The organism is Clostridium sp. Marseille-QA1073 (genome assembly GCF_054863625.1).
Genome location: NZ_JBSVQM010000006.1, coordinates 161229 through 184737, shown reverse-complemented (window position 1 = coordinate 184737; position 23509 = coordinate 161229). Strand labels below are relative to the sequence as shown.

The 23509-nt window shown below is 28.9% G+C and carries 18 protein-coding genes; all 18 read left to right on the top strand.

From position 1 onward, the window contains the following. Window positions 1-199: 199 nt before the first annotated feature. The 18 genes from ACY1IQ_RS07740 (at window position 200) to aroA (ending at window position 23437) form a co-directional block, all read left to right on the top strand. The gene (locus tag ACY1IQ_RS07740; RefSeq protein ID WP_461613405.1) at window positions 200-1486 is read left to right on the top strand and encodes a PDZ domain-containing protein; all 1287 of its coding nucleotides are present in this window, start codon (window positions 200-202) and stop codon (window positions 1484-1486) included. Window positions 1487-1498: 12 nt separating this feature from the next. Next, the gene (uvrB, locus tag ACY1IQ_RS07735; protein ID WP_461613404.1) at window positions 1499-3466 is read left to right on the top strand and encodes an excinuclease ABC subunit UvrB; all 1968 of its coding nucleotides are present in this window, start codon (window positions 1499-1501) and stop codon (window positions 3464-3466) included. A gap of 19 nt (window positions 3467-3485) precedes the next feature. Then, window positions 3486-6308 carry an excinuclease ABC subunit UvrA gene (gene uvrA, locus ACY1IQ_RS07730; RefSeq protein WP_461613403.1) on the top strand — a complete coding sequence of 941 codons (2823 nt, stop codon included), beginning with the start codon at window positions 3486-3488 and terminating at the stop codon, window positions 6306-6308. 63 nt (window positions 6309-6371) lie between these two features. Next, a complete protein-coding gene (locus ACY1IQ_RS07725; protein WP_461613402.1) occupies window positions 6372-6806 on the top strand; it encodes an FHA domain-containing protein in 435 nt (144 codons plus the stop codon). A 22-nt stretch (window positions 6807-6828) separates the two neighbouring features. After that, window positions 6829-8148 carry an FtsW/RodA/SpoVE family cell cycle protein gene (locus ACY1IQ_RS07720; RefSeq protein ID WP_461613401.1) on the top strand — a complete coding sequence of 440 codons (1320 nt, stop codon included), beginning with the start codon at window positions 6829-6831 and terminating at the stop codon, window positions 8146-8148. After that, a complete protein-coding gene (locus tag ACY1IQ_RS07715; protein ID WP_461613400.1) occupies window positions 8141-9565 on the top strand; it encodes a peptidoglycan D,D-transpeptidase FtsI family protein in 1425 nt (474 codons plus the stop codon). Before ACY1IQ_RS07720 ends, ACY1IQ_RS07715 begins: the two co-directional genes overlap by 8 nt. A 206-nt stretch (window positions 9566-9771) precedes the next feature. Beyond that, window positions 9772-10374 (top strand): metal-dependent hydrolase, encoded by a 603-nt coding sequence (locus ACY1IQ_RS07710; RefSeq protein ID WP_461613399.1) that lies wholly within the window; start codon window positions 9772-9774, stop codon window positions 10372-10374. Window positions 10375-10621: 247 nt separating this feature from the next. Then, entirely contained in the window at window positions 10622-12496 is a 1875-nt protein-coding gene (gene uvrC, locus ACY1IQ_RS07705) for an excinuclease ABC subunit UvrC (protein WP_461613398.1), read from the top strand. A 128-nt stretch (window positions 12497-12624) separates the two neighbouring features. After that, the gene (locus tag ACY1IQ_RS07700) at window positions 12625-13344 is read left to right on the top strand and encodes a PHP domain-containing protein (RefSeq protein WP_461613397.1); all 720 of its coding nucleotides are present in this window, start codon (window positions 12625-12627) and stop codon (window positions 13342-13344) included. A 77-nt stretch (window positions 13345-13421) separates the two neighbouring features. After that, on the top strand, window positions 13422-14339 hold the full coding sequence (murB, locus tag ACY1IQ_RS07695; protein ID WP_461613396.1) for a UDP-N-acetylmuramate dehydrogenase: 918 nt from the start codon (window positions 13422-13424) through the stop codon (window positions 14337-14339). A 380-nt stretch (window positions 14340-14719) separates the two neighbouring features. Then, entirely contained in the window at window positions 14720-15604 is an 885-nt protein-coding gene (gene rapZ / locus ACY1IQ_RS07690) for an RNase adapter RapZ (RefSeq protein WP_461613395.1), read from the top strand. Beyond that, window positions 15601-16944: a gluconeogenesis factor YvcK family protein gene (locus ACY1IQ_RS07685; RefSeq protein ID WP_461613394.1), complete on the top strand. Its 1344-nt coding sequence runs from the start codon at window positions 15601-15603 to the stop codon at window positions 16942-16944. The genes rapZ and ACY1IQ_RS07685 overlap by 4 nt, the downstream gene beginning before the upstream one ends. A 2-nt stretch (window positions 16945-16946) precedes the next feature. Then, window positions 16947-17897 carry a DNA-binding protein WhiA gene (whiA, locus tag ACY1IQ_RS07680; protein WP_461613393.1) on the top strand — a complete coding sequence of 317 codons (951 nt, stop codon included), beginning with the start codon at window positions 16947-16949 and terminating at the stop codon, window positions 17895-17897. 3 nt (window positions 17898-17900) lie between these two features. Beyond that, window positions 17901-19205 (top strand): DRTGG domain-containing protein, encoded by a 1305-nt coding sequence (locus tag ACY1IQ_RS07675; RefSeq protein WP_461613392.1) that lies wholly within the window; start codon window positions 17901-17903, stop codon window positions 19203-19205. A gap of 322 nt (window positions 19206-19527) precedes the next feature. Next, entirely contained in the window at window positions 19528-20616 is a 1089-nt protein-coding gene (gene aroB, locus ACY1IQ_RS07670) for a 3-dehydroquinate synthase (protein WP_461613391.1), read from the top strand. Window position 20617: 1 nt separating this feature from the next. Further along, on the top strand, window positions 20618-21310 hold the full coding sequence (locus tag ACY1IQ_RS07665) for a 5'-methylthioadenosine/adenosylhomocysteine nucleosidase (RefSeq protein ID WP_461613390.1): 693 nt from the start codon (window positions 20618-20620) through the stop codon (window positions 21308-21310). An 11-nt stretch (window positions 21311-21321) separates the two neighbouring features. After that, window positions 21322-22122: a 3-deoxy-7-phosphoheptulonate synthase gene (gene aroF, locus ACY1IQ_RS07660; protein WP_461613389.1), complete on the top strand. Its 801-nt coding sequence runs from the start codon at window positions 21322-21324 to the stop codon at window positions 22120-22122. A 13-nt stretch (window positions 22123-22135) separates the two neighbouring features. Beyond that, on the top strand, window positions 22136-23437 hold the full coding sequence (aroA, locus tag ACY1IQ_RS07655) for a 3-phosphoshikimate 1-carboxyvinyltransferase (RefSeq protein ID WP_461613388.1): 1302 nt from the start codon (window positions 22136-22138) through the stop codon (window positions 23435-23437). Window positions 23438-23509 lie beyond the last annotated feature (72 nt).

Sequence of the window (23509 nt, the reverse complement as noted above, 5' to 3'; positions counted from 1 at the left end):
AAAAAAACAACTGTTCAGTATGAGTATCTATATTCATAATATTGAATAATTAGAATTTTATCATAATGTAGTTATGGTGAAAATATATCTCTTTCTTTGATGCAAAATATATGACTCATCTTTAATTAATTATTTTCTTTTATATGCCTAATATCAATTTTAAAAGTATTTATAACTAATAATGGGGGGACTTATAAGAATGGAGTTATTAAAATACACGCTAAGTAAAGTATCCTATGCTATAGTTAATCCAACTCATGCTTTGGTTCTAGTTGTACTAAGCTTTATATTTTATATTCAAAATAAGAAAACAGCAAGAATTGAGCAGATGATAATGGGGAAAAATAGTACTTCTGCTTTTGAGCTTACTATATCACAAATTGTTATGGGTATTTTTGGAGGAACTATAGCAAGTATATTAATAGTATACTTAGGAGTTGCTTTTGATATAAATTCTAATGTCTATATTATCTTCATGGTTTCTATGATTTTAATGATATTTAATCCTAGATTTATATGTTTATCTTACTCAGGAGCAGTACTAGGAATTTTTTCATTAATATTTACGTTACTATCTAAAATGTTAAATATACCCACATTAAATATTTTTAATGTAGACATAGTAAATTTAATTGCTTTAGTTGGTGTTATGCATTTTGTAGAAGGAATATTAGTTATATTAGATGGCAAAAGAGGGTCTATTCCGGTGTTTGGAAATAGAAATAATACTATTATTGGAGGTTTTGCTTTTAAAAGATATTGGGCATTACCAATAGTACTAATGGTAATGGAAACTGTTGCGTCTAATGGTGGAAGTCAAGTAATAGCACCTAATTGGTGGCCTATATTAAATCATAATGTGAACAAGCTACTTTTTGAGACTGTAGCCTTAGGTTTACTACCTATATATGCAGTAGTAGGATACAATTCTTCTACCTTTACTAGAAGTAAAAAAGAAAAAACTTTATTTTCAGGTACTTTAATTTCAGTTTTTGGATTAGCATTAATAATACTATCTCCTTTGGGGAATTTTGGATTCATATATCAAATAGCACTATTATTATTTATGCCTTTTGCTCATGAAGCGATTGCGGTATTTGATAGAAAAAAAGAACTTAAAGGTAAACCTATTTATGTTAGTAATGACGAAGGAATAATGATATTAGATGTAGCACCTAGTTCATTAGGAAGTGAAATGGGATTAAAATCTGGGGATATGATATTAGAAATAAATGATATAAAAATGATAAATGATGAAGATATATTTCAATTTATGGAACAGATACCTTCTACACTATGGATTAAAATTAAGAGAAGAACAGGGGAAATTGTGGAATTTAATAAAAATAGAATTGAAAGTGGTAGTAGAATGGGAGTAGTAATTGTACCTAGAGATTTCCCTAATAAAAAGAAAATAATGAAAGTAGAAAAAAGTTTTGAAGAAATTCTTAATAAGATAAAAAATAAAAAAGATTCTGATGATTAGTGAGGTGAGAAAATGAATGAATTTAAAATACATTCTAAGTTTAAACCTATGGGTGACCAACCACAGGCTATTGAAAGTTTATCTGATGGAATAATAGAAAGTAAGAAATTTCAAACTTTATTAGGGGTTACTGGTTCAGGGAAAACTTTTACTATGGCTAATATAATAGAAAAAGTTCAAAAACCTACCTTGGTATTAGCACATAACAAAACTTTAGCTGCACAACTTTGTTCAGAATTTAAGGAATTTTTTCCTGAAAATGCTGTTGAATACTTTGTATCTTACTATGATTATTATCAACCAGAGGCTTATGTTGCTCAAACCGATACATATATAGAAAAAGATGCTAGTATAAATGATGAAATTGATAAATTAAGACACTCTGCTACATCTGCTCTTTTAGAAAGAAGAGATGTTATAGTAGTTGCGTCAGTATCTTGTATTTATGGATTAGGTAATCCAGAAGAGTATAAAAAACTTACTGTTTCCATTAGAGAAGGTATGGAAAAAGAAAGAAATGAAATAATTAGACAACTTGTAGATATTCAATATGAAAGAAATGATATTAATTTTGTAAGAGGTACTTTTAGAGTTAGAGGTGATGTCTTAGATATATTTCCAGCATCATCCACTAATAAGGGTATTAGAGTAGAATTTTTTGGAGATGAAGTAGATAGAATTAGAGAATTTGATGTATTAACAGGAGAAATAATAGCTGGTAGAAAACATATCTCTATTTTCCCTGCTTCTCACTTTGCCACCTCAAAAGATAAATTAGAATTAGCTATATCTCAAATTGAACAAGAATTAGAAGTGAGATTAGAAGAGCTTAAAGATCAAGACAAACTTTTAGAAGCACAAAGATTAAAGCAAAGAACTAACTTTGATATTGAAATGATAAGAGAAGTTGGATATTGCACTGGTATAGAAAACTATTCAAGAATATTAGATGGAAGAGCTAAGGGTACGCCACCACAAACTTTATTACATTATTTTCCGGATGATTTCTTGTTATTTATAGATGAAAGTCATGTTACTTTACCCCAAATAAGAGCTATGTATGGTGGAGATAAATCAAGAAAAACTTCTCTTGTAGAATATGGTTTTAGATTACCTTCTGCTTATGATAATAGGCCATTACAGTTTGAGGAATTTGAAAAGATTTTAAACCAAGTTGTATTTGTTAGCGCTACTCCTTCAAAATATGAAGCTGAACATTCAGAAAATGTGGCAGAGCAGATTATAAGACCTACGGGACTTTTAGATCCTGAAGTTATTGTTAGGCCTATAAAAGGTCAAATAGATGATTTATATAGTGAAATTAGGAATACCATAGATAAAGGTTTTAGGGTATTAGTTACAACTCTTACAAAGAAGATGGCAGAGGATTTGACTAAATATTTTAAGGACTTAGGTGTTAAAGTTACATATCTTCACTCAGATATAGATACCATTGAAAGAATGAAGATTATAAGAGATTTAAGGAAAGGTGAAGTTGATGTTTTAGTTGGAATTAATCTTTTAAGAGAAGGATTGGATATTCCAGAAGTAGCTTTAGTTGCCATATTAGACGCGGATAAGGAAGGCTTCTTACGTTCAGAAACTTCTTTGATTCAGACTATAGGGAGGGCAGCAAGAAACTCTGAAAGTAAGGTTATAATGTATGGTGACAATATAACTAACTCTATGGAAAAAGCTATAGGAGAAACAAATAGAAGAAGAAAAATACAAATGGAGTATAATGAAAAACATAATATTACTCCTAGAACTGTAATGAAAGATATAAGAGAAATATTAGAAATTTCAACTGTAGCGGAAGAAACAGTAGAATATACTAGTGATGACAAAGATAGAGGAATAGATTTAACTTCTTATATTAACAAATTAGAAGAAGAAATGAAACAAGCTGCAAAAGACCTACAATTTGAAAGAGCTGCACAGCTTAGAGATGAAATTATTAAATTAAGAAAAGAAATTTAAAGTTAAAAAGGAGTAAATTATGAGAGATAAAATTTTTATAAAAGGAGCAAAAGTTCATAATTTAAAGAATGTTGATTTAGAAATACCAAGAGATAAATTTGTAGTTTTTACCGGCTTATCAGGTTCAGGTAAATCTTCTCTTGCTTTTGATACATTGTATGCAGAAGGTCAAAGAAGATATGTAGAATCTCTTTCAGCTTATGCAAGACAATTTTTAGGACAAATGAATAAACCAGAGGTTGAATATATAGAAGGACTATCTCCAGCTATATCTATCGACCAAAAGACCACAAGTAGAAATCCTCGTTCTACAGTAGGTACCGTTACAGAAATATATGATTATTTAAGATTATTATATGCAAGAGTAGGTACTCCACATTGTCCTAAATGTGGTAAAGAAATTACTCAACAAACTGTGGATCAAATAGTGGATAGAATTATGAGTTTAGAAGAAAGAACAAAACTTCAAATCCTGTCACCTATTGTTAGAGGAAAAAAGGGAGAACATGTGAAAATACTAGAGAACATCAAAAAGAATGGTTACGTAAGAGCTAGAATTGATGGAAATTTAGTAGATTTAATTGAGGATGAAATTAAGCTTGAAAAAAATAAAAAGCATACTATTGAAATTGTGATTGATAGGCTAGTAATTAAAGATGGAATAGAAGCTAGACTAAATGATTCTTTGGAAACAGCGCTAAAACTTGGAGAAGGATTAGTTATTGCCAATATAATTGATGGTGAGGATATATTATTCAGTGAACATTTTGCCTGTGCAGATTGTGGTATAAGTATAGGGGAGTTATCTCCAAGAATGTTTTCATTTAATTCACCTTTTGGAAAATGTGATAACTGTGATGGATTAGGAACACTTATGGAGATAGATGAGAATTTAGTTATTCCTGATAGAAGTAAGAGTATCATGGATGGAGCTATTATAACTTTTGGAGAAGGCAGTTTAAAAGAAGAGTCATGGACATTTTCCGTATTAAAAGCACTATCAAAAGAATATAAGTTTTCATTAGATACGCCTATAGAAGAATTACCAGAAGAAGTTATAAAGGTGTTATTATATGGAACAGAAGGACATAGAATTAAAGTAGAATATACTAAAGAGTTTAAAACAGGTGTTTATAATCATGCCTATGAAGGGGTTATAAACAATTTAAAAAGAAGATATTTTGAAACTAGTTCAGACTACATAAAAAGAGAAATAGAGCAATATATGAGTGATAATCCATGTCCAAAATGTAAGGGGGCAAGATTAAGCAAAGAAGCCTTGTCTGTTACTGTAGGAGAAAAAAATATACATGAATTTTCTTCTATGTCTATACTAGATGAGATATCATATTTAGATAGCTTAAAACTTTCAGAAAAAAATATGATAATAGCTGCTCAAATATTAAAAGAAATAAGAAATAGATTAAATTTTTTAAAAGATGTAGGATTAGATTATTTAAATTTAACTCGTTCTGCTGGAACACTATCTGGAGGAGAAGCTCAAAGAATAAGACTTGCAACTCAAATTGGATCTAGTTTAATGGGGGTACTATATATATTAGACGAACCAAGCATAGGACTTCATCAAAGAGATAATGATAAGTTGATTAAAACTTTAGAACATCTTAGAGATTTAGGTAATACTTTAGTGGTTGTTGAACATGATGAGGATACTATGAAAGCAGCAGATCATATTGTAGATATAGGGCCTAGAGCAGGTGAACATGGTGGCGAGATAATAGCTTCTGGTACTATTGAAGATATTATGAATTGTGAAAATTCTATTACAGGACAATATTTAAGTGGTAAAAAGAAAATAGAACTGCCTGATGAATATAGAAAAGCAGATGGAAGATTTATTAAAATTATAGGTGGTAAGCAAAATAATTTAAAAAATGTTTCTGTAGATTTTCCGCTAGGTGTATTTACATCTGTAACTGGAGTTTCAGGTTCAGGTAAAAGTACTCTTGTAAATGAAATACTTTATAAAGGACTTAATAAGATAATAAATAATTCTAAAAAAATTCCAGGATTACATAAGGAAATTTTAGGGCATGAACAAATAGATAAGATAATTAATATTGATCAAAGTCCAATAGGAAGAACTCCAAGAAGTAATCCTGCTACTTATACTGGTGTTTTTGATTTAATAAGAGAAGTATTTGCAGTAACACCTGAAGCTAAAATGAGAGGATATAAGCCAGGACGTTTTAGCTTTAATGTAAAAGGTGGCAGATGTGAAGCTTGTAGAGGAGATGGAATAATTAAAATAGAAATGCAATTTTTATCTGATGTTTATGTACCTTGTGAAGTATGTAAGGGAAAAAGATACAATAGAGAAACATTAGAAGTTAAATATAAGGGGAAAAATATAGATGATGTGTTAGAGATGACAGTTGAAGAAGCGCTAAAGTTTTTCGAAAATATTCCTAGGATATCTACTAAGATGCAAACGCTAATGGATGTTGGATTAGGATATATTAAGTTAGGGCAACCTTCTACTACTTTATCTGGTGGAGAAGCGCAAAGAATAAAATTAGCCTATGAGCTATCAAAAAGAAGTACAGGGAAAACTCTTTATATCTTAGATGAACCTACTACAGGACTTCATATAGATGATGTTAATAAACTTATATCTATACTTCAAAGGTTAGTAGAAGGTGGGAATACAGTAGTAGTAATTGAGCATAATTTAGATGTAATTAAATGTTCAGATTATATTATTGATTTAGGTCCTGAAGGTGGAGATAAAGGGGGAACTATTCTATGTACAGGAAGTCCTATGGACATCTGTAATTGTAGTAATTCTTACACAGGACAATATCTTAAAAAAATGATATAATTAATTGTGACTAGCATAGATTGCTAGTCACAATTCTATACTTTTGAAGGAGTTTAACGTCTTATGGCAAATGTAAGTTTAATATTCAAAGTTGTAATCATCATAATAGTATATTGTATTATAGTTTATGCCCTTAAGATTATGTATAATGATATGAAAAATGAAGGAAAAAGAAGACCTAAAAAATCTAATGCAGTAAAATTTGGTCTTGAAATTATGGATAAGGGACAAAATTATGAACTTCAAGATGGAGGTGTAATACCAATAAATGATTACCTTACTATTGGAAGAAGTGAGGATAATATGGTTATTTTAAGTGATAGATATGTTTCTTCACATCATTTGAAAATATATATGAGAAATAATGAGTATATATTAGAGGATTTAGGTAGTACTAACGGTACCTTTGTAAATGATGTAAAAATAGCTAGTAAAGTAACCTTAAGAAGAGGAGATAGAATTAAAGTAGGCTCTTCTATATTTAAGGTTCTCCAATAGTGAGTTATGAAAGGAGAAAGGCATGAATAGCTTAAGAGAAGAAAAAAGAGTTTTAAGACTTACATACCTGTTAACTATTATACTTTTTGTTAATGTAACTCTTATTTCTCCTAATTATGATAAAGGATCATTGGTTATGGGTGGAGTAATGTGTGGTCTTTTAGCTTATTCACATTTTATAATAAAAAAATTTTTTCCAGATGGGGATAAATATATATTATTATTTTCAAATGTATTAGCTGTAATTGGTATTGCTATGCTTTATAGATTAGATCTTCCTATATCTGGGGGAAGAGTAATAGAAGATGGTACAAGAACATTTTTGGCAGCAAAGCAAATGATATCTTTTACTTTGGGAATAGCTACTTTTATTTTAACTGTAGTTATACTTCCGGATTTAAAGAGTTTTAGTAACTATAAATATTTTTATCTTATTGTAACACTTGTATTTATGTCTATGGGTACACTATTAGGTAGTGAAATAGGTGGAGCTAAAAACTGGGTGTTTATTGGTGGTTTTGGTTTTCAGCCGTCAGAGTTTGGAAAAGTTACTCTTGTTGCTTATTTAGCTTCTTCGTTAAAAGATTATGGGGAAGCACCAAAATATATAAAGAATATTTTTATGAAGGAAGGTAACAAGGAGAATGTAACTATTAATAACATATTAAGCCTATTAGAACCAGCAGTAGTTGTTATGATATGCTTAGTGTTTATGCTGCTTCAAACAGATTTGGGTTCAGCCTTAATCTTTTTTGGAATTTCTGTAACTATGTTATATATAGCTACTTCAAAGAAGAAATATGTAATAATTTCTTTGGGATTATTCGTGTTAGGAGCAATTGCAGGATATTTTTTATTTAGACATGTTAAAGTTAGGGTAATGATATGGAGGGATCCTTGGAAATATGGATATGCTGAAGGACTTCAATTAGTACAAGGATTAATTTCTATGGCAGAAGGTGGTATATTTGGAACCGGTTTAGGACTTGGATATCCTAAGTTTGTACCAGTTGTAACTACGGATTTTATATTTTCTGCTATATGTGAAGAAATGGGAATGTTGATAGGAATAGCAATATTAATGCTATACTTTTTACTATTTTATAGATGTATGAGGGCAGCAATTTATGTTAAAGATAAATTTTCAAGGCTTTTAGCAGTAGGATATAGTACAATGATAGCTTCTCAAGCATTGGTTATAGTTGGAGGAGTTACTGGAGCTATTCCACTTACAGGAATTACGCTTCCACTAGTGAGTTATGGGGGAACATCTTTATTAATAACATATTTTTCTCTCGGTATAATTCAAAAAATTTCAGAGGATGGAAATAATTATGAGTAGTAATAAGAATATATCAAAAAGCATTAAAACAGTTTTATTAGTTTTTCTGGTGTTTTTTATAGCTATCATATCCTATATAAACTATTTATATCTCTTTAAAAGTGATAAATTTATAGAAAGCGTTTTTAATAATAGACAGCAAGCAGAACGAAATAAAGTTTTAAGAGGAACTATATTTGATAGAGATATGAATGCACTTACAAAAGGAGAAAAGACAGGTGAATTTGAACAAACTAGAGAGTATGTTGGAGGAGAAAAATTTGCTCATGTGTTAGGATATTATGATGTAGTCTATGGAATGAGTGGATTAGAAAAAAAGTTTGATAAGGTATTAAGCGGTAAGGAAAATAAGCCCATAAAGGATTATTTTAATCTTAATTCCAATGAAACAAGAATTGGTGATAGTGTTGTGACTACACTGGATTCAAATCTTCAAAGAATTGCTTTTGATGCATTGGGAAATTACAAAGGCTCAGTAGTAGCTTTAGATCCAGCTACAGGAGAGGTTTTAGCTATGGTTTCAAAGCCTACTTTTGATCCTAATAATTTGGCTGAACAATGGGATACTTTGACAAAAGATAAGGAAACACCATTTCTAAATAGAGCTACAGCAGGACTATATCCACCAGGTTCTACCTTTAAAGCAGTAACTGCATTAGCAGCGCTAGAAAATATGTCTGGAGTTGAGAATAGGACTTTTGAGGATAATGGTAAAATATATTTTAATGAAACTACTTCTTTAGAAAACTATAATGGAAATGCTTTAGGAAATATAAATTTAGAACAGGCATTTACTTATTCAAGTAATGTAGTTTTTGGTACTCTTGCTATGGAAATGGGAAATGATGCACTAAAATCTACAGCAGAGAAATTTTATTTCAATAAAGAAATTCCATCAAGAACTTTGATATTAGAAGATAGCAGATTTCCTACTTATAAAAAATATGAGGCAGGGAATATAGCACAAAGTGGAATAGGTCAAAGTGGAGTATTAGCAAGTCCTATGCAAATGGCTTTAGTAGCAAGCACTATTGCAAATGATGGAGTGATGATGGAACCTAATATAGTAAAAGAAATTGTAAATTCAGAAGGAAAGAGTGTTTCTAAAATTGAACCTAAAGAAGTTGGGAATATAGTTTCTAATGAAAATGCAAATAAATTAAAGAAGTATATGAGATCTGTTGTAACTCAAGGTACTGCACAAAATGCTAATTTATGGAATGTACAGGTTAGTGGAAAAACTGGTACAGCTGATCATGATAGTGGAGATAAAACTCCTCATAGTTGGTTTATAGGCTTTGCACCTTATGAGAATCCTAAAATTGCTTTTGCTATAATTTTAGAAGAGGGCGAAGGTTATGGCAGAAATGCAGCAGATGTAGCTAAAGATATTTTAAGTGCTTATTTTAATCAATAATATTTTTCTAAAGAATTAAGTATATAATATAGATAAACTATCTTAAAAAATAATTTATAGCTAAATGTGGCTACCTTTAAATATTTTAATTTACAACTTTAATCAATTGAGAATTGTCAACTGTCAATTCTCAATTCTCCATTATTTTAAGACTGTGTATCCATATATAGTTATTTTTAGATTCTTAAATTTAAAGGGGTGATGTTATGACGGGAAAAGCTCACATAAGTGTAGGAGCAAGCGTTTTTGTTTTCTTAAGTCAAAGATTGCCGGGGAAATATGTATTAATAAGTCTAGTGTTTTCCATATTAGGAGCATTGCTTCCTGATGCAGACCATCCTAAAAGTTTTTTCAATAAATATGTACTACCTTTTAGAAATAATGCTACAAAGGTTATATTTTATTGTTTTTTAGGTACGTTAGCATTGTACATAGATAGTTTTTATAAAAGTGATCCAATATTGAAGGTAATAGGAATAACCTTAATTCTCTTAGGATTATCCACTCATAGAACAGGTTTTACTCATAGTGTTTTTGGTATGTTAATTTTTACAGGAATTTTAGCAACCTTCTGCACTGCATATGATCTTGGAAAAACATATTACTATTTTTTAGCAACTTATGGATCTCATTTAATTTGTGATATGTGTACAAAACAAGGTATACCTGTTTTATATCCAATAAATAATAAAAAGTTTAAATTTCCCTTAGCTTTTAGTACCAATTCTTTTAGGGGAAAGGTCACTGAAAATATAGTTATATTATTGAGCATTATTTATGTATCTTTAAGCTTACCTAAATTCTTTTAACTAAGATGTAGAGATAATTCAATTCACAATTCACGATGCACAATTCACAATTAAGGATATTTCTCAGCATAAGCTGAGAAATTTATAGTTGATTAACTGTAGCGACAAACAGTGTTCACCACACAATTAGCAATTGTATTGCTAATCAAAAAAATATATTAAAGAAATTATTTTGTCTAAAAATAATTTCATCCTTAATTGTGCATTGTGAACTGTGCATTTTGCATTTTCTTAAAGAGGTGATAATATGTTCGACTTTCAATTCCATCTTAAAAATTTACCTAATAGTCCTGGAGTATATTTAATGAAAAATTCTCTTGGAGAGGTAATTTATGTTGGGAAGGCTAAAAATTTAAAGAATAGAGTAAGACAATATTTTCAAAGTTCTAAAAATCATAGTGAAAAGGTTAAGGCTATGGTTAAGCATATTGCGGAATTTGAATATATTGTTACAGATTCAGAAATAGAAGCTTTAATACTAGAGTGTAATTTAATTAAAAAATATAGTCCTAGATATAATATTTTATTAAAAGACGATAAGAACTTTCCATTAATTAAAATAACAACAAATGAAGATTTTCCACGAGTTATTGTCACTAGAAATATGAGCAATGATGGTGCAAAATATTTTGGACCATATACGGATGCTACAGCAGTATATACAACCTATGATTTAATTAAAAAAGTTTTTCCGCTTAGAACTTGCAAAAGAATTATAAAGAAAGATGGAGTATCTTCAAGACCTTGTCTTAATTATCATATAAATCTTTGTAAGGCTCCTTGTGATAAGCTTATTTCTAAAGAGGAGTATAGAAAGATTGTAGATGATGTTATAGACTTATTAACGGGCAAAGATAAAGAAATTGTGAATAAGATAAAGACAGAGATGGAAGAGGCTTCAATGAACTTAGATTTTGAGAAAGCGGCTTCTCTTAGAGATAAGCTTTTAGCTATTGAAAAGATAAATGAAAAACAAAAAATTATAAGTGTGCATTTTGAAAACGAGGATTTTATTGCTATATCACAGGATGAAAAAGATAGTTGTGTTCAGATCTTTTTCTTAAGAGATGGAAAGATTTTAGGAAGAGAGCATTTTATATTAGATGATACAGGTAGTGAAGAACCAGGAGAGGTTATAGGTAATTTTATGAAAAGTTTCTATGGTGGAACTGCTTTTATTCCTAAACAGATTTATGTTTCTCATATTGAAGATAGTGAAGTATTAGAGGAATATCTTTCTATGAAAAAAGAATATAAGGTAAGTATTAAAGTGCCTATTAAAGGTGAAAAGAAAAAAGTTTTAGACATGGTTCAAAAAAATGCAAGTCATGATTTAGAAATGTTTAAAATTAAACATAAATTAGATAAAGAATTACAAAATATAGCATTAGCAGAATTGACAGATGTTTTAGGTCTAGATGAGACACCACAGAGAATTGAAGCCTATGATATCTCTAATATAATGGGGATGGACTCTGTTGGAACTATGGTAGTATTTCAAGATGGGAAACCTAAAAATAGTGACTATAGAAGATTTAAAATTAAAACTGTAAAGGGAGCTAATGATTATGAGTCCATGAGAGAAATATTGACTAGAAGATTTAATCATGGATTAGAGGAAATTAAAAAAATTAAAGAAAATAAAATTTCTTTAAGTGCTGGTAAATTTTCAGTATTTCCTGACCTTATAATGATGGATGGAGGAAGAGGACAGGTAAATATAGCATTAGAGGTGCTGCAGGAATTAAATATTAATATTCCTGTATGTGGAATGGTTAAAGATGATAAACATAGAACTAGGGGATTAATTTATAATAATGAAGAATTACCTATAAGGATTAATTCACAATGTATGCATTTAATTACAAGAATACAAGATGAAGTACATAGATTTGCTATTACTTATCATAGATCTTTAAGAAATAAAACCACATTATACTCTACATTAGAAGATATACCTAGAATAGGGGAAAAGAGAAGAAAAGAATTACTTAAGAAGTTTGGGAGCGTAGAAAATATTAAAAATGCAAGTGATGAAGAATTACTATCAACACCTTCTATGGATATTAGAGCTGTTGAAAGTATAAAAGAATACTTTAGTAATCTTCAAGAAAGTAACTAACAAGTATAGATGTTTATTTTAACTTATATTTACCAATATTATTAAAGAATATTGATAATATAAAAAGTCTTAGACAACTTTAATTAGTTATTTTTAAATACTTTAAGAAAAATTAAGGAGTGATTAACTTGAAATGTGTAGTAGATGTTCATACTCATACAATTGCTAGTGGTCATGCTTATAGTACTTTACTTGAAAATATAAAAGAGGCTTCTAATAAAGGACTTAAGGTCTTAGGAGTTTCAGATCATGCACCACAAATGCCTGGAGGACCACATTTATTTCATTTTGCTAATTTGGATGTAACTCCAAGAAAACTTTATGGTGTTAAAATTTTAAGAGGATGCGAAGCTAATATAATTGATTATGAAGGCAATATAGATATTCCAGAAAGAATTGGAAATAAGTTAGATTATATGATAGCAAGTCTACATGATGTATGTATAAAACCTGGAACAGTAGAAGAGAATACAAATGCCTTAATTAAGGTTATGGATAATAAAAATGTAATGATTATAGGTCATTCAGGAAATCCACGTTTTCCAATTGATGCAGAAAAAGTAGTGATGAGGGCAAAGGAAAAAGATATAATCATAGAACTTAATAATAGTTCACTTAATGGTTCCAGAAAAGGTAGTGATGAAAACTGCTATAAAATTGGAGAACTTTGTAAAAAATATGGTGTAAAAGTTATGTTTGGTAGTGATGCTCATGCTTGTTTTAACATAGGTGAATTTGATTCTGTGAAAAAGCTTGTTAGAGATATACAAATGCCCGATGAGTTGATAATGAATTATGATGAGAAAAAATTTATAAATTATTTACAGAAAAAAGGTAAAATTGTTTAATAGTTGTTGATTATACTGTACTATATAAATTATACTATATATTGTGTGTAAATAATTTTTTTTAGAAGAGGTAGGAAATGAATCAAAACAAGGAATTGCTTATCGAATTAAAGAGTATATTGAAAGAAGAAAATATAGTATTAGATGCACCAATGAAAGATCATACATCTTTTAAATTAGGTGGACCAGCAGATGTAATTGTATATCCAACTAATTATGAGGAAGTAAAAGAGATTATAAAACTATGTAATAAGCATAATGAAAGTTATTTTATATTAGGAAATGGCTCTAATCTACTTGTTAAAGATGGTGGAATAAGAGGAGTTGTTATAAAATTTTCCAAACTAGATAAAGTTGGAGTTGTAGGAAATAAAATAATTGCTCAAAGTGGTGTATTACTTTGTGATGTGTCTGATGCTGCACTAGAGGCTTCATTAACAGGGTTTGAATTTGCTTGTGGGATTCCAGGAAGCATTGGTGGAGCAACTACAATGAATGCTGGAGCATATGATGGAGAAATGTCTAAGGTTATAGAGAGTGCACTGGTAATAGATAGAGAAGGAAATTTTAAAACTCTTTCAAAAGAAGAATTAGAGCTTTCTTATAGGATGAGTGCAATAATCAAATATAATTATATTGTATTAGAAGTTACATTAAATCTAAAACCAGGGGTGAAGGATTTAATAAAAAATAGAATTGATGAATTGACATCAAGAAGAACACAGAGACAACCATTAGAATATGCATCAGCAGGAAGCACTTTTAAAAGACCAGAAGGGTATTTTGCAGGAAAGCTTATACAAGATGCTGGACTTAAAGGGTTAAATGTTGGAGATGCTGAAGTTTCAGAAAAACATTCAGGATTTATTATAAATAAAGGGAATGCAAGTGCTCAGCAGGTTTTAGAATTAATTGCATTAGTCCAAAAAAATGTTTTTGAAAGTTTTTCAGTAGAATTACACACAGAAGTAAGAATAGTTGGTGAAGATAAATAATAAAGTGGTGACTTTTAGTCGCCACTTTATTAAATTTAATAATAAACTTCTCATTTAGAATAATTTTAAAAAGATAGTACAAAAATATTTTATACATTTTTAATTATTAATATGATAAGAATTAAAAATGTAGTACTCACAAAAATTAAGGTAGATATGGTATAATACTATATGAAAAATATTATTATAATGTATAATGAGGGAATTATACATTAAATTTAGATAGAATCAATAACAAGGGTTAGTTAGTAAAAATTTAATTTATATGATATTTTAATTTTATAACAAAAAGTCTTTTTTAGAAATTAAAAATTAAGAATTATGGTTAAAATTTTTAGACTTTTTTAGAATAAATTATATTTAATAAAGGATGGAGTTATATGAGATTTGTTATAGTTACAGGAATGTCAGGAGCGGGAAAGACTCAAGCTATAAGAAGTCTTGAAGATTTAGGATATTTTTGCGTTGATAATCTTCCGCCAACATTAATTCCTAAGTTTGCAGAGGCTTGTTACCAAACTGAAGGAAAAATAGATAAAATTGCTGTTGTTGTTGATATAAGAGGAAGAAAGTTTTTTGATGATTTATTTGATAGCTTACAGCATTTAAATGAAAGTGGATATAAATATGAAATATTATTTTTAGAAGCCACTGATGAAGTAATAGTTAAGAGATATAAAGAGTCAAGAAGAAAGCATCCATTAGCACCTGAAGGCAGAGTAATTAATGGAATTACTATTGAAAAGAAAAAATTAAAGGCTATTAGAGAAAAAGCCAACTATATTATAAACACAACTAAATTAAGTAACAAAGATTTAAATGAAGAAATAACTAATATTTTTGGTGAGCAGGGACAAATAGAAACCCAATTATTTATAAATGTTTTATCCTTTGGATTTAAATATGGAATACCTGTAGATTCAGATTTAGTATTTGATGTAAGGTTTCTACCAAATCCATACTATATACCAGAACTAAAGCCTTATTCAGGTAATGATAGACCAGTAAGAGATTATGTTTTAAGTAAAGTAGAAACAGAGCAATTTATAGATAAACTAATAGATATGCTAGAGTTTCTATTACCTAATTATAAAAAAGAGGGAAAAAGGCAGCTTATTATTTCTATTGGCTGTACAGGTGGAAGACATAGATCTGTTGCCATTGCGAACAAAGTACATGAAATTTTAAGTCATAGTGGATATAGTGTAACAGTTGATCATAGGGATGTAAATGAAGATATAAGTAGAGGTGCTGGAAAGCTATGAAGCTTAAATACTGGTTGAGGCCAGGCATAGGTATTAAGAGATGGATTGGTCAAATGTTATTTGGAATATTTGTTTTCATATATGGTATTTTAGAGATTATAAATAAAAATTCTCTTGGAAATAAATATATATTATTTTTTATTGGAATAATTACAATAGGAGTAGTTATTACTTATAACGGATTTAAAGGTTATACTAAGAAGATGCTTTCTTTAGGAAGTCTAGATGTGGACAGTTTATCTTTTAATAAAAAAAGCTTAGGGGAATTAATATATGAGAAAAAAATATTAGTAAAAGGACCTAAGATTGTAGTAATAGGTGGAGGCACAGGGCTTTCCACTTTATTAAGTGGCTTAAAGAGATATACCAGTAATATTACAGCAATAGTTACAGTTGCAGATGATGGTGGTGGTTCAGGACTTCTACGAAAGGACTTAGGAATGCTTCCACCAGGAGATATAAGAAACTGCATAACTGCATTAGCTTATACAGAACCGATTATGGAGGAGTTGTTTCAATATAGATTTAAAGATGGAAGACTTGAAAATCAAAATTTTGGGAACTTATTTTTAGCAGCTATGGATGGAATATCAGATAATTTTCATGAAGCAGTTAAAAAAACTTGTTCTGTTTTAGCGGTAACTGGAAGAGTTATTCCTGTTACTTTAGAAAATATAACTCTTTCAGCACGATTAAAAAATGGTTTTATTATTAAAGGTGAATCAAATATTCCTAAACAATGCATAAAGTTTAAAAGTGGAATAGATGAAGTTTACATTGAACCTAGAGGTGCAAAGGCAGTACAAGATGCAATTGATGCCATATTAGAAGCAGATGCAGTTGTATTAGGACCTGGAAGTCTCTATACTAGTATCATTCCAAATTTGTTAGTAGACGGAATTAAAGATGCCATTCTAAAAACTAAAGCTATAAAGATATATATATCAAATATATTAACTCAACCAGGAGAAAGTGATAATTATAGTGTCCAGGATCATATTAGTGCTATTTATAAACATTCTTCAAAGGACATAGTAGACTATGTAATTGTAAACAGTGAAGCTTTAAGTGAAGAAGATAAGCAAAAATGTCTAAATAAAAATCCTCAATTAGTAATGTTAGATGAAGAATACAATTCGGATCTAGGTGTTGAATATATTAAGAGTAATTTTGTAAAGCTTAAAAATGGATATATAAAACATGATGAGGACAAATTAGCAGCAATTTTAGTAGAAACTGTTATGAGAAAGAAATTATTTTATGATGAGAAAAGAATCCTGGAATTCTTTTATTTATCACAGATGCTAAAAGAATTTAGAGAGGATAGGGAGAAAAGTTAGTTATGTCGTTTTCACTAAAGGTAAAAAATGAAATATGCAGGTATACTGACCTAAATAAAAAAGAAGCAATAGCTGAGCTTTCTGGAATAATGAAAGCTAGTGGAACTTTAGGCCTTGGAGCTAATAAAGCAATGAGCTTTAAAGTTATTACTGAAAATCCAGCTATTGCTAGACTTATATTTAAACTATTAAAAGAGCATTTTAATATACATACAAAATTATTAGTAAAAAGAAGCAATTCATTAAAGAAAAATAACGTATATGTAGTTATGATAACAGAAGATATGAATGTTAAGGAATTATTATTGGAAGTAGGAGTTCTAACTAATAAGGACTTTTTAGGATTAGACTATAGTATTCCTGAAAGAATAATAAGTGAAGAAAGTCATAAAAGAGCTTATATTAGAGGTGCTTTTTTAGGCGGAGGAAGCATTAGTAATCCTGAAAAAACCTATCATTTAGAATTTGTAACTCATAATTTAGATTATGCAAATGAATTAAGCAATTTAATTAATAGTTATGGATTGTCTTCCAAAGTAATTCAAAGAAAAAGTAGCTATGTGATTTACATTAAAGAGGGAGAGCAAATTGTAGATCTATTAAATATTATAGGAGCTCATAGTTCTCTTTTAGAGCTTGAAAATATAAGAATAATGAAGGAAATGAGAAACAATGTAAATAGGCTTGTTAACTGTGAAACTGCTAATCTAAGTAAAACAGTAAATGCAGCAGTAAGACAGGTTGAGAGTATAAAAATGATTCAAAATGAGATTGGACTTAATAGATTGCCGAAAAATTTAAGAGAAATTGCAGAGTTAAGATTAGAATATCCTGATGAATCTTTAAAAGAATTAGGTGGAATGCTAAATCCGCCAGTAGGTAAATCAGGTGTTAATCATAGACTTAGAAGAATTGAAAAGATAGCTGAAGAACTACGGAAGGAAGAGAGGTAAATCATGTCAAAGCACGAAGAGATTATAAAGTATATACTCTCATTAGATATAGGAACTAAAATTTCTGTAAGAGGTGTAAGTAGTGAACTAGGAGTTAGTGAAGGTACTGCTTATAGAGCTATTAAAGAGTGTGAGGCTATAGGAATTGTTAATACAATCTCAAGAGTTGGAACTGTTAGAGTTGAAAAGTTAGAGAAAAAGCATATAGATAAATTAACTTTTGGAGATATTGCTAATATTGTTGAAGGAACGATAATAGGTGGAGAAGATGGAATTGATAAAGCTTTAGATAGATTTGTAATTGGTGCAATGGAAGTTGAAACTATACCAAAATACATAAATCCAGGATCATTACTTATAGTGGGTAATAGAGAAGAAGCACAAAAACTTGCACTTGAAAATCACTGTGCAGTACTTATTACAGGAGGATTTGATTGTAGTAAAGAAATTATAAATCTAGCAGATGAAAAGCATCTTCCTCTTATTTCTTCTACCTATGATACCTTTACAGTAGCTAGTATGATTAATAGAGCAATTTTTGAAAATAACATTAAAAAGGATATTATTTTAGTAGAAGATATAATGGAAGCTCATCCTTCTTATCTTACTACAAAAGATGATATTAAAAAATTAAAGGATCTAGTTATTGAAACTGAACATGAAAGGTATCCTGTTATTGATGAAGAGCATAAAGTTGTTGGAATTGTTACTTTAGCAGATATTCCTAGTAATACAGATGATAGTGAATTAATAGAAAAAATTATGATAAAAGAACCTATAGGGGTTTCTCCTACTACTACATTAGCTTATGCAGCTCATATTATGGCATGGGAAGGAATAAAACTTTGTCCTGTAGTTAATAAGAAGAAATTAGTAGGAGTTATATCCAGAGAGGATGTTATTAAAGCTATGCAAATAGCAGTAAGACAGCCTCATGTAGGGGAAACTATGGATGATTTAATAATAAAGAATTTTGAGTTTGAAGCTCAAAAGGATACTATGCATTTTTGGGGTGAAATAGTGCCAGAAATGCTAGATTCTATAGGCACAGCATCATGGAATGTACTTAATATGATGCTTTCAACTATGGGAACTATGGCACTTAGACAAAATAGTAATGCAAATGTAGCAATAGATAGTTTTTCATCATATTTTACAAAACCTGTTCAAATGGGAAGAGTAATAGATGTCTACGCTGAAGTTTTAGATAGAGGAAGATATTATTCAAAGGTAGAAATATCTATGTATAATAGCCAAAAGGAATTAGTTGCGAAATCAGTACTTTCAGCTAAAGTATTAAAAAAATAAACTTAAAATTAAAAGATACAAAATATTGTTATTAATACCCTAGGATAAATTTAATTCTAGGGATTTTTAATGAAAAAAATTTATTTTACAATCTAAATTATAAGATTTTATTTTTAATTAAAAGGTAAGAATATTAAAATCAATTATATTTTACATATAAATTAACATAAGTTTATAATAAATATAGTGAAGTTTTAATCATAATTTTCATTCTTCATTTTTCATTCATTATAAAAAAAATTTTCTTATGGAAATTAAAATATTGTATAAATTAAATTTTTGCTATGAAACCCTATAGATATAGTTTTTAAGGAGAAAGTATATGAAAGAAATCTGTATAAATAATAAAAACAAAAATTATAAGGTTTATATAGATAATGATATTAGTAAAATATTTTTAGCTTTTAATGAGCACAAATTAAAAAGTACAGATAAATTTTATATAATAACCGATGATAAAGTTTATTCATTGTATGAAAAAAAGCTAAAATTACTGATGAAAAATTATAATTATAAAATTTTTGTTTTTAATCAGGGCGAAGAAAATAAAACTTATAAAACTGTAGAAGAAATTTATAATTTTTTAATAGAAAATAATGCAGATAGAAATAGCATATTAATTGCTTTTGGTGGAGGTATTGTTGGAGATATAGTTGGATTTGTAGCTGCAACATTTATGAGAGGTATAAAATATATAAATGTACCTACTACATTAATATCGCAAGTAGATAGTGCTATAGGCGGTAAAGTAGCTTATAATATAAAGGGAATTAAAAATGCTATAGGTTGTTTTTATGATCCTATATTTGTCTTTGTTTCCGTTAACTTTCTAAAGACTTTAAATAAATTGCAGTTTATAAGTGGCCTTGGTGAAGTTATAAAATATGGTCTTATAGAAAGTTCAGAGCTATTAAAGTATATAAAAGAAAATGTTAAAGCTATAATGGAATTAGAAAATGATAAATTATTATATATAGTTAAAGAGTGTTTAAAAATTAAGGCTTCGGTAGTTGAGAAAGATTACCAGGATCTAGGATATAGAAATGTATTAAACTTTGGACATACTATAGGGCATGCTATAGAATCAGATTCAAATTATTTAGTTCCACATGGTATAGCAGTAGCGTTAGGTAGTTTAACCTCCATAAAAATATCTGAAATGAAATTAAAATTGAATACAAATGTCTATAAAGAGATAGAGAATCTCTATAAAAAAATAAATATAGAAACCTTTTACAAAGTTGACAATTTAGACTTGTTTTTGTATTCTATAAAGCATGATAAGAAAATGGAAGGTAATAATATAAAATTCACATTACTAGAAAATATTGGTGCTTGTAAAATAAAAATAGATGTTAGTGAAAAGGAAATAATAGAAGCACTAAAGGAAAGCATAGGAAGGAGTTATTAATATGAGAATTGGAATAATAGGTGCCATGGAAGAAGAGGTACAAATTTTAATAGATGAAATGCAGGTTGAAAGTAAAATTGAAAAGGCAAATATGTGCTTTAATAAAGGTAGAATTTTTGGAAAAGAAGTAGTAATTGTAAAGAGTGGAATAGGTAAAGTAAATGCGGCTGTTTGTACTCAAATATTAGTAGATGATTATAAGATAAATACTGTTATAAATATTGGAATAGCTGGAGGTATAGGGGAAGAAATATATCCAGGAGATATAGTGATTGCCAGTGACTTAGTTCAACATGATATGGATACTTCAGCTTTTGGAGATAAGATAGGGCAAATTCCACGAATGGATGTTTTTGATTTTAAATGTGATAGTGAACTTATAAAATATGCAAAAGATGCTTGTAAAGACCTTAAGGACCATAAAAATTTTGTTGGAAGAATAGTATCAGGAGATCAATTTATTGCAGATGTAGAGAAAATTAGATGGCTAAAGAACGAATTCGAAGCTTTAGCTTGCGAAATGGAAGGCGCTAGTATAGCTCATGTTGCGTATTTAAATAATATTCCTTTTATAATAATACGATCTATATCAGATAATGCAAATAATGGTGCTCATATGGATTATGAGAAATTTAAAGATATAGCAGTAGAGAACTCCAACAATATATTAAAAAACATGCTAAGAGCTATGTAGGTGAGCATTTTATGGAAAATTTATTAGTAGGAAATAATAGTGGTCCTAAAATAATAATTAAAGTAAAAGATATAACTATTGGTAAAAAAGAAAAAGTAATAATATCTGGTCCTTGTTCTGTGGAAAATTATAATACTATGAAAGAAATTGGAAAAAACTTAAAAGATATGGGAGTACATATTTTAAGAGGAGGAGCCTTTAAACCTCGAACTTCTCCTTACGATTTTCAAGGACTTAAATATGAAGGTATAAGAATTCTTCATGAGGTGGGAAAAGAGTTCAATATGCCTATAGTAACAGAAATAATGGATGCAAGAGATATTGAAAAATGTGTAGATTATATAGATATGATACAAGTAGGCTCAAGAAATATGTACAATTATACATTACTTAAAGAATTAGGAAAGTGTAATTTACCTATATTATTAAAAAGAGGTATGAGTGCTACATTAACTGAGTGGCTCAATGCTGCAGAATATATTATGTCTAGTGGTAATGAAAGTGTAGTGCTTTGTGAAAGAGGTATTAGAACCTTTGAAACCTATACTAGAAATACTTTAGATTTGAATAGTGTAGCGGTAATAAAAGAAAAATGTAGAATACCGATAATCGTAGATCCTAGTCATGGAACAGGTAGAAGAGAACTAGTAGAGAGAATGGCTATAGCAAGCATTGCCAGTGGAGCTGATGGAGTTATGATAGAAAGTCATATAGAACCAGATAGAGCAATTTCTGATTCAAAGCAAACTGTATCTATGGATATAATGAAATCTATAGTTTCAAAAGTTAATGAGTTAAAAAATATTTTTTAGGAGATATAACTCTATGGATTTAATAGTTGAAGGATATAAGAAGTTTAAAGATTTAGTTATTAATATACCTGGAGATAAATCTATTGCACATAGATCCTTAATAATTGGTTCTATGCCAGAGGGAAATTATAGTATTTATAATTTCCCTCTTAGTGAAGATTGTTTATCAACAGTCCAATGTATGAAGGAATTGGGAGTTGATATTGTTTTACATGAAGATAAACTATCTGTAACTTCGCCAGGTTATAAAAATTTCAATGATAAAGTAGAAGTTTTAAATGTGAACAATTCTGGAACTGCCGCAAGATTGTTAAGTGGACTTTTAAGTGGATGTAATATAGAAACTACACTAATTGGAGATAATTCATTGAGTAATAGACCAATGAAAAGAATTGTAGAGCCTTTAAGATTAATGGGAGCAAATATTTGTTGTAAAGATGAAAAACTTCCTTTGAAATTTAAAAAAAATAATGGATTGAAAGGTATTAAATATGAGCTTCCTATTGCATCTGCACAAGTAAAATCCTGTATTTTAATTGGAGGATATTTATCAAAAGGAAGAACAGAAGTTATAGAAAATATATCTACTAGAGATCATACAGAAAATATGTTTAAATATCTAGGATGTCATATTGAAAGAAAAGAAAACAGTATTTCTATAGAGAATTCATCTATGGATTCAAAGGATATATTTGTTCCTGGAGATCCTTCTTCAGCAGCTTTTTTGATTGGAGCAACTCTATTAGGAGAAAAATCTTCCATAAAGATTGAAAATGTTCTATTAAATAAAGGAAGAATAAAGTATATTGAAATTCTAAAAAAAATGGGTGGCAAAATTACAGTAAATAATAAAGGGTATATAAATGAAGAACCTGTAGGAGATATTACAGTTTATAGTAGTAATTTAAATGGAGTAATTGTAGAAAGTGAGGATATACCTAGTATTATAGATGAAATACCAATGTTAAGTGTGGTTGCAGCCTTTAGTAGTGGAAAAACTATATTTAAAGAAATAGAGGAGCTAAAATATAAGGAGTGTAATAGGATAGAAGCTATAATAAACAATTTGGAAAATTTAGGAATAGAGGCATGTTATAATGATAATAATATTGAAGTATTAGGATTAAATCATTATATTAAAAAAGATGTCTATATAAATTCTTATAAGGATCACAGAATTGCATTAGCCTTTTTAATAGTCTCTATGAGGAACAAAGGAATAACTACTATTGGTGATTATCAATGCAGTAATGTTTCCTTTCCTAATTCATTAATGTGTTTTAAAAATATTATAAATATTATTAATGAATTGTAATAAAATTTAGCTATATTGAGAAAATAATTAAGAGTAGTAAATTTATTAGCTTTTATTTGAGGAGTGGATAAA

Coding starts and splice junctions, on each gene's coding strand:
- ACY1IQ_RS07710 (WP_461613399.1), top strand. CDS start 9,772: ATGACGGGAAAAGCTCACATAAGTGTAGGAGCAAGCGTTTTTGTTTTC.
- murB (WP_461613396.1), top strand. CDS start 13,422: ATGAATCAAAACAAGGAATTGCTTATCGAATTAAAGAGTATATTGAAA.
- rapZ (WP_461613395.1), top strand. CDS start 14,720: ATGAGATTTGTTATAGTTACAGGAATGTCAGGAGCGGGAAAGACTCAA.
- uvrC (WP_461613398.1), top strand. CDS start 10,622: ATGTTCGACTTTCAATTCCATCTTAAAAATTTACCTAATAGTCCTGGA.
- aroA (WP_461613388.1), top strand. CDS start 22,136: ATGGATTTAATAGTTGAAGGATATAAGAAGTTTAAAGATTTAGTTATT.
- ACY1IQ_RS07665 (WP_461613390.1), top strand. CDS start 20,618: ATGAGAATTGGAATAATAGGTGCCATGGAAGAAGAGGTACAAATTTTA.
- ACY1IQ_RS07715 (WP_461613400.1), top strand. CDS start 8,141: ATGAGTAGTAATAAGAATATATCAAAAAGCATTAAAACAGTTTTATTA.
- ACY1IQ_RS07685 (WP_461613394.1), top strand. CDS start 15,601: ATGAAGCTTAAATACTGGTTGAGGCCAGGCATAGGTATTAAGAGATGG.
- ACY1IQ_RS07675 (WP_461613392.1), top strand. CDS start 17,901: ATGTCAAAGCACGAAGAGATTATAAAGTATATACTCTCATTAGATATA.
- uvrB (WP_461613404.1), top strand. CDS start 1,499: ATGAATGAATTTAAAATACATTCTAAGTTTAAACCTATGGGTGACCAA.
- ACY1IQ_RS07720 (WP_461613401.1), top strand. CDS start 6,829: ATGAATAGCTTAAGAGAAGAAAAAAGAGTTTTAAGACTTACATACCTG.
- aroF (WP_461613389.1), top strand. CDS start 21,322: ATGGAAAATTTATTAGTAGGAAATAATAGTGGTCCTAAAATAATAATT.
- aroB (WP_461613391.1), top strand. CDS start 19,528: ATGAAAGAAATCTGTATAAATAATAAAAACAAAAATTATAAGGTTTAT.
- ACY1IQ_RS07740 (WP_461613405.1), top strand. CDS start 200: ATGGAGTTATTAAAATACACGCTAAGTAAAGTATCCTATGCTATAGTT.
- uvrA (WP_461613403.1), top strand. CDS start 3,486: ATGAGAGATAAAATTTTTATAAAAGGAGCAAAAGTTCATAATTTAAAG.
- whiA (WP_461613393.1), top strand. CDS start 16,947: ATGTCGTTTTCACTAAAGGTAAAAAATGAAATATGCAGGTATACTGAC.
- ACY1IQ_RS07725 (WP_461613402.1), top strand. CDS start 6,372: ATGGCAAATGTAAGTTTAATATTCAAAGTTGTAATCATCATAATAGTA.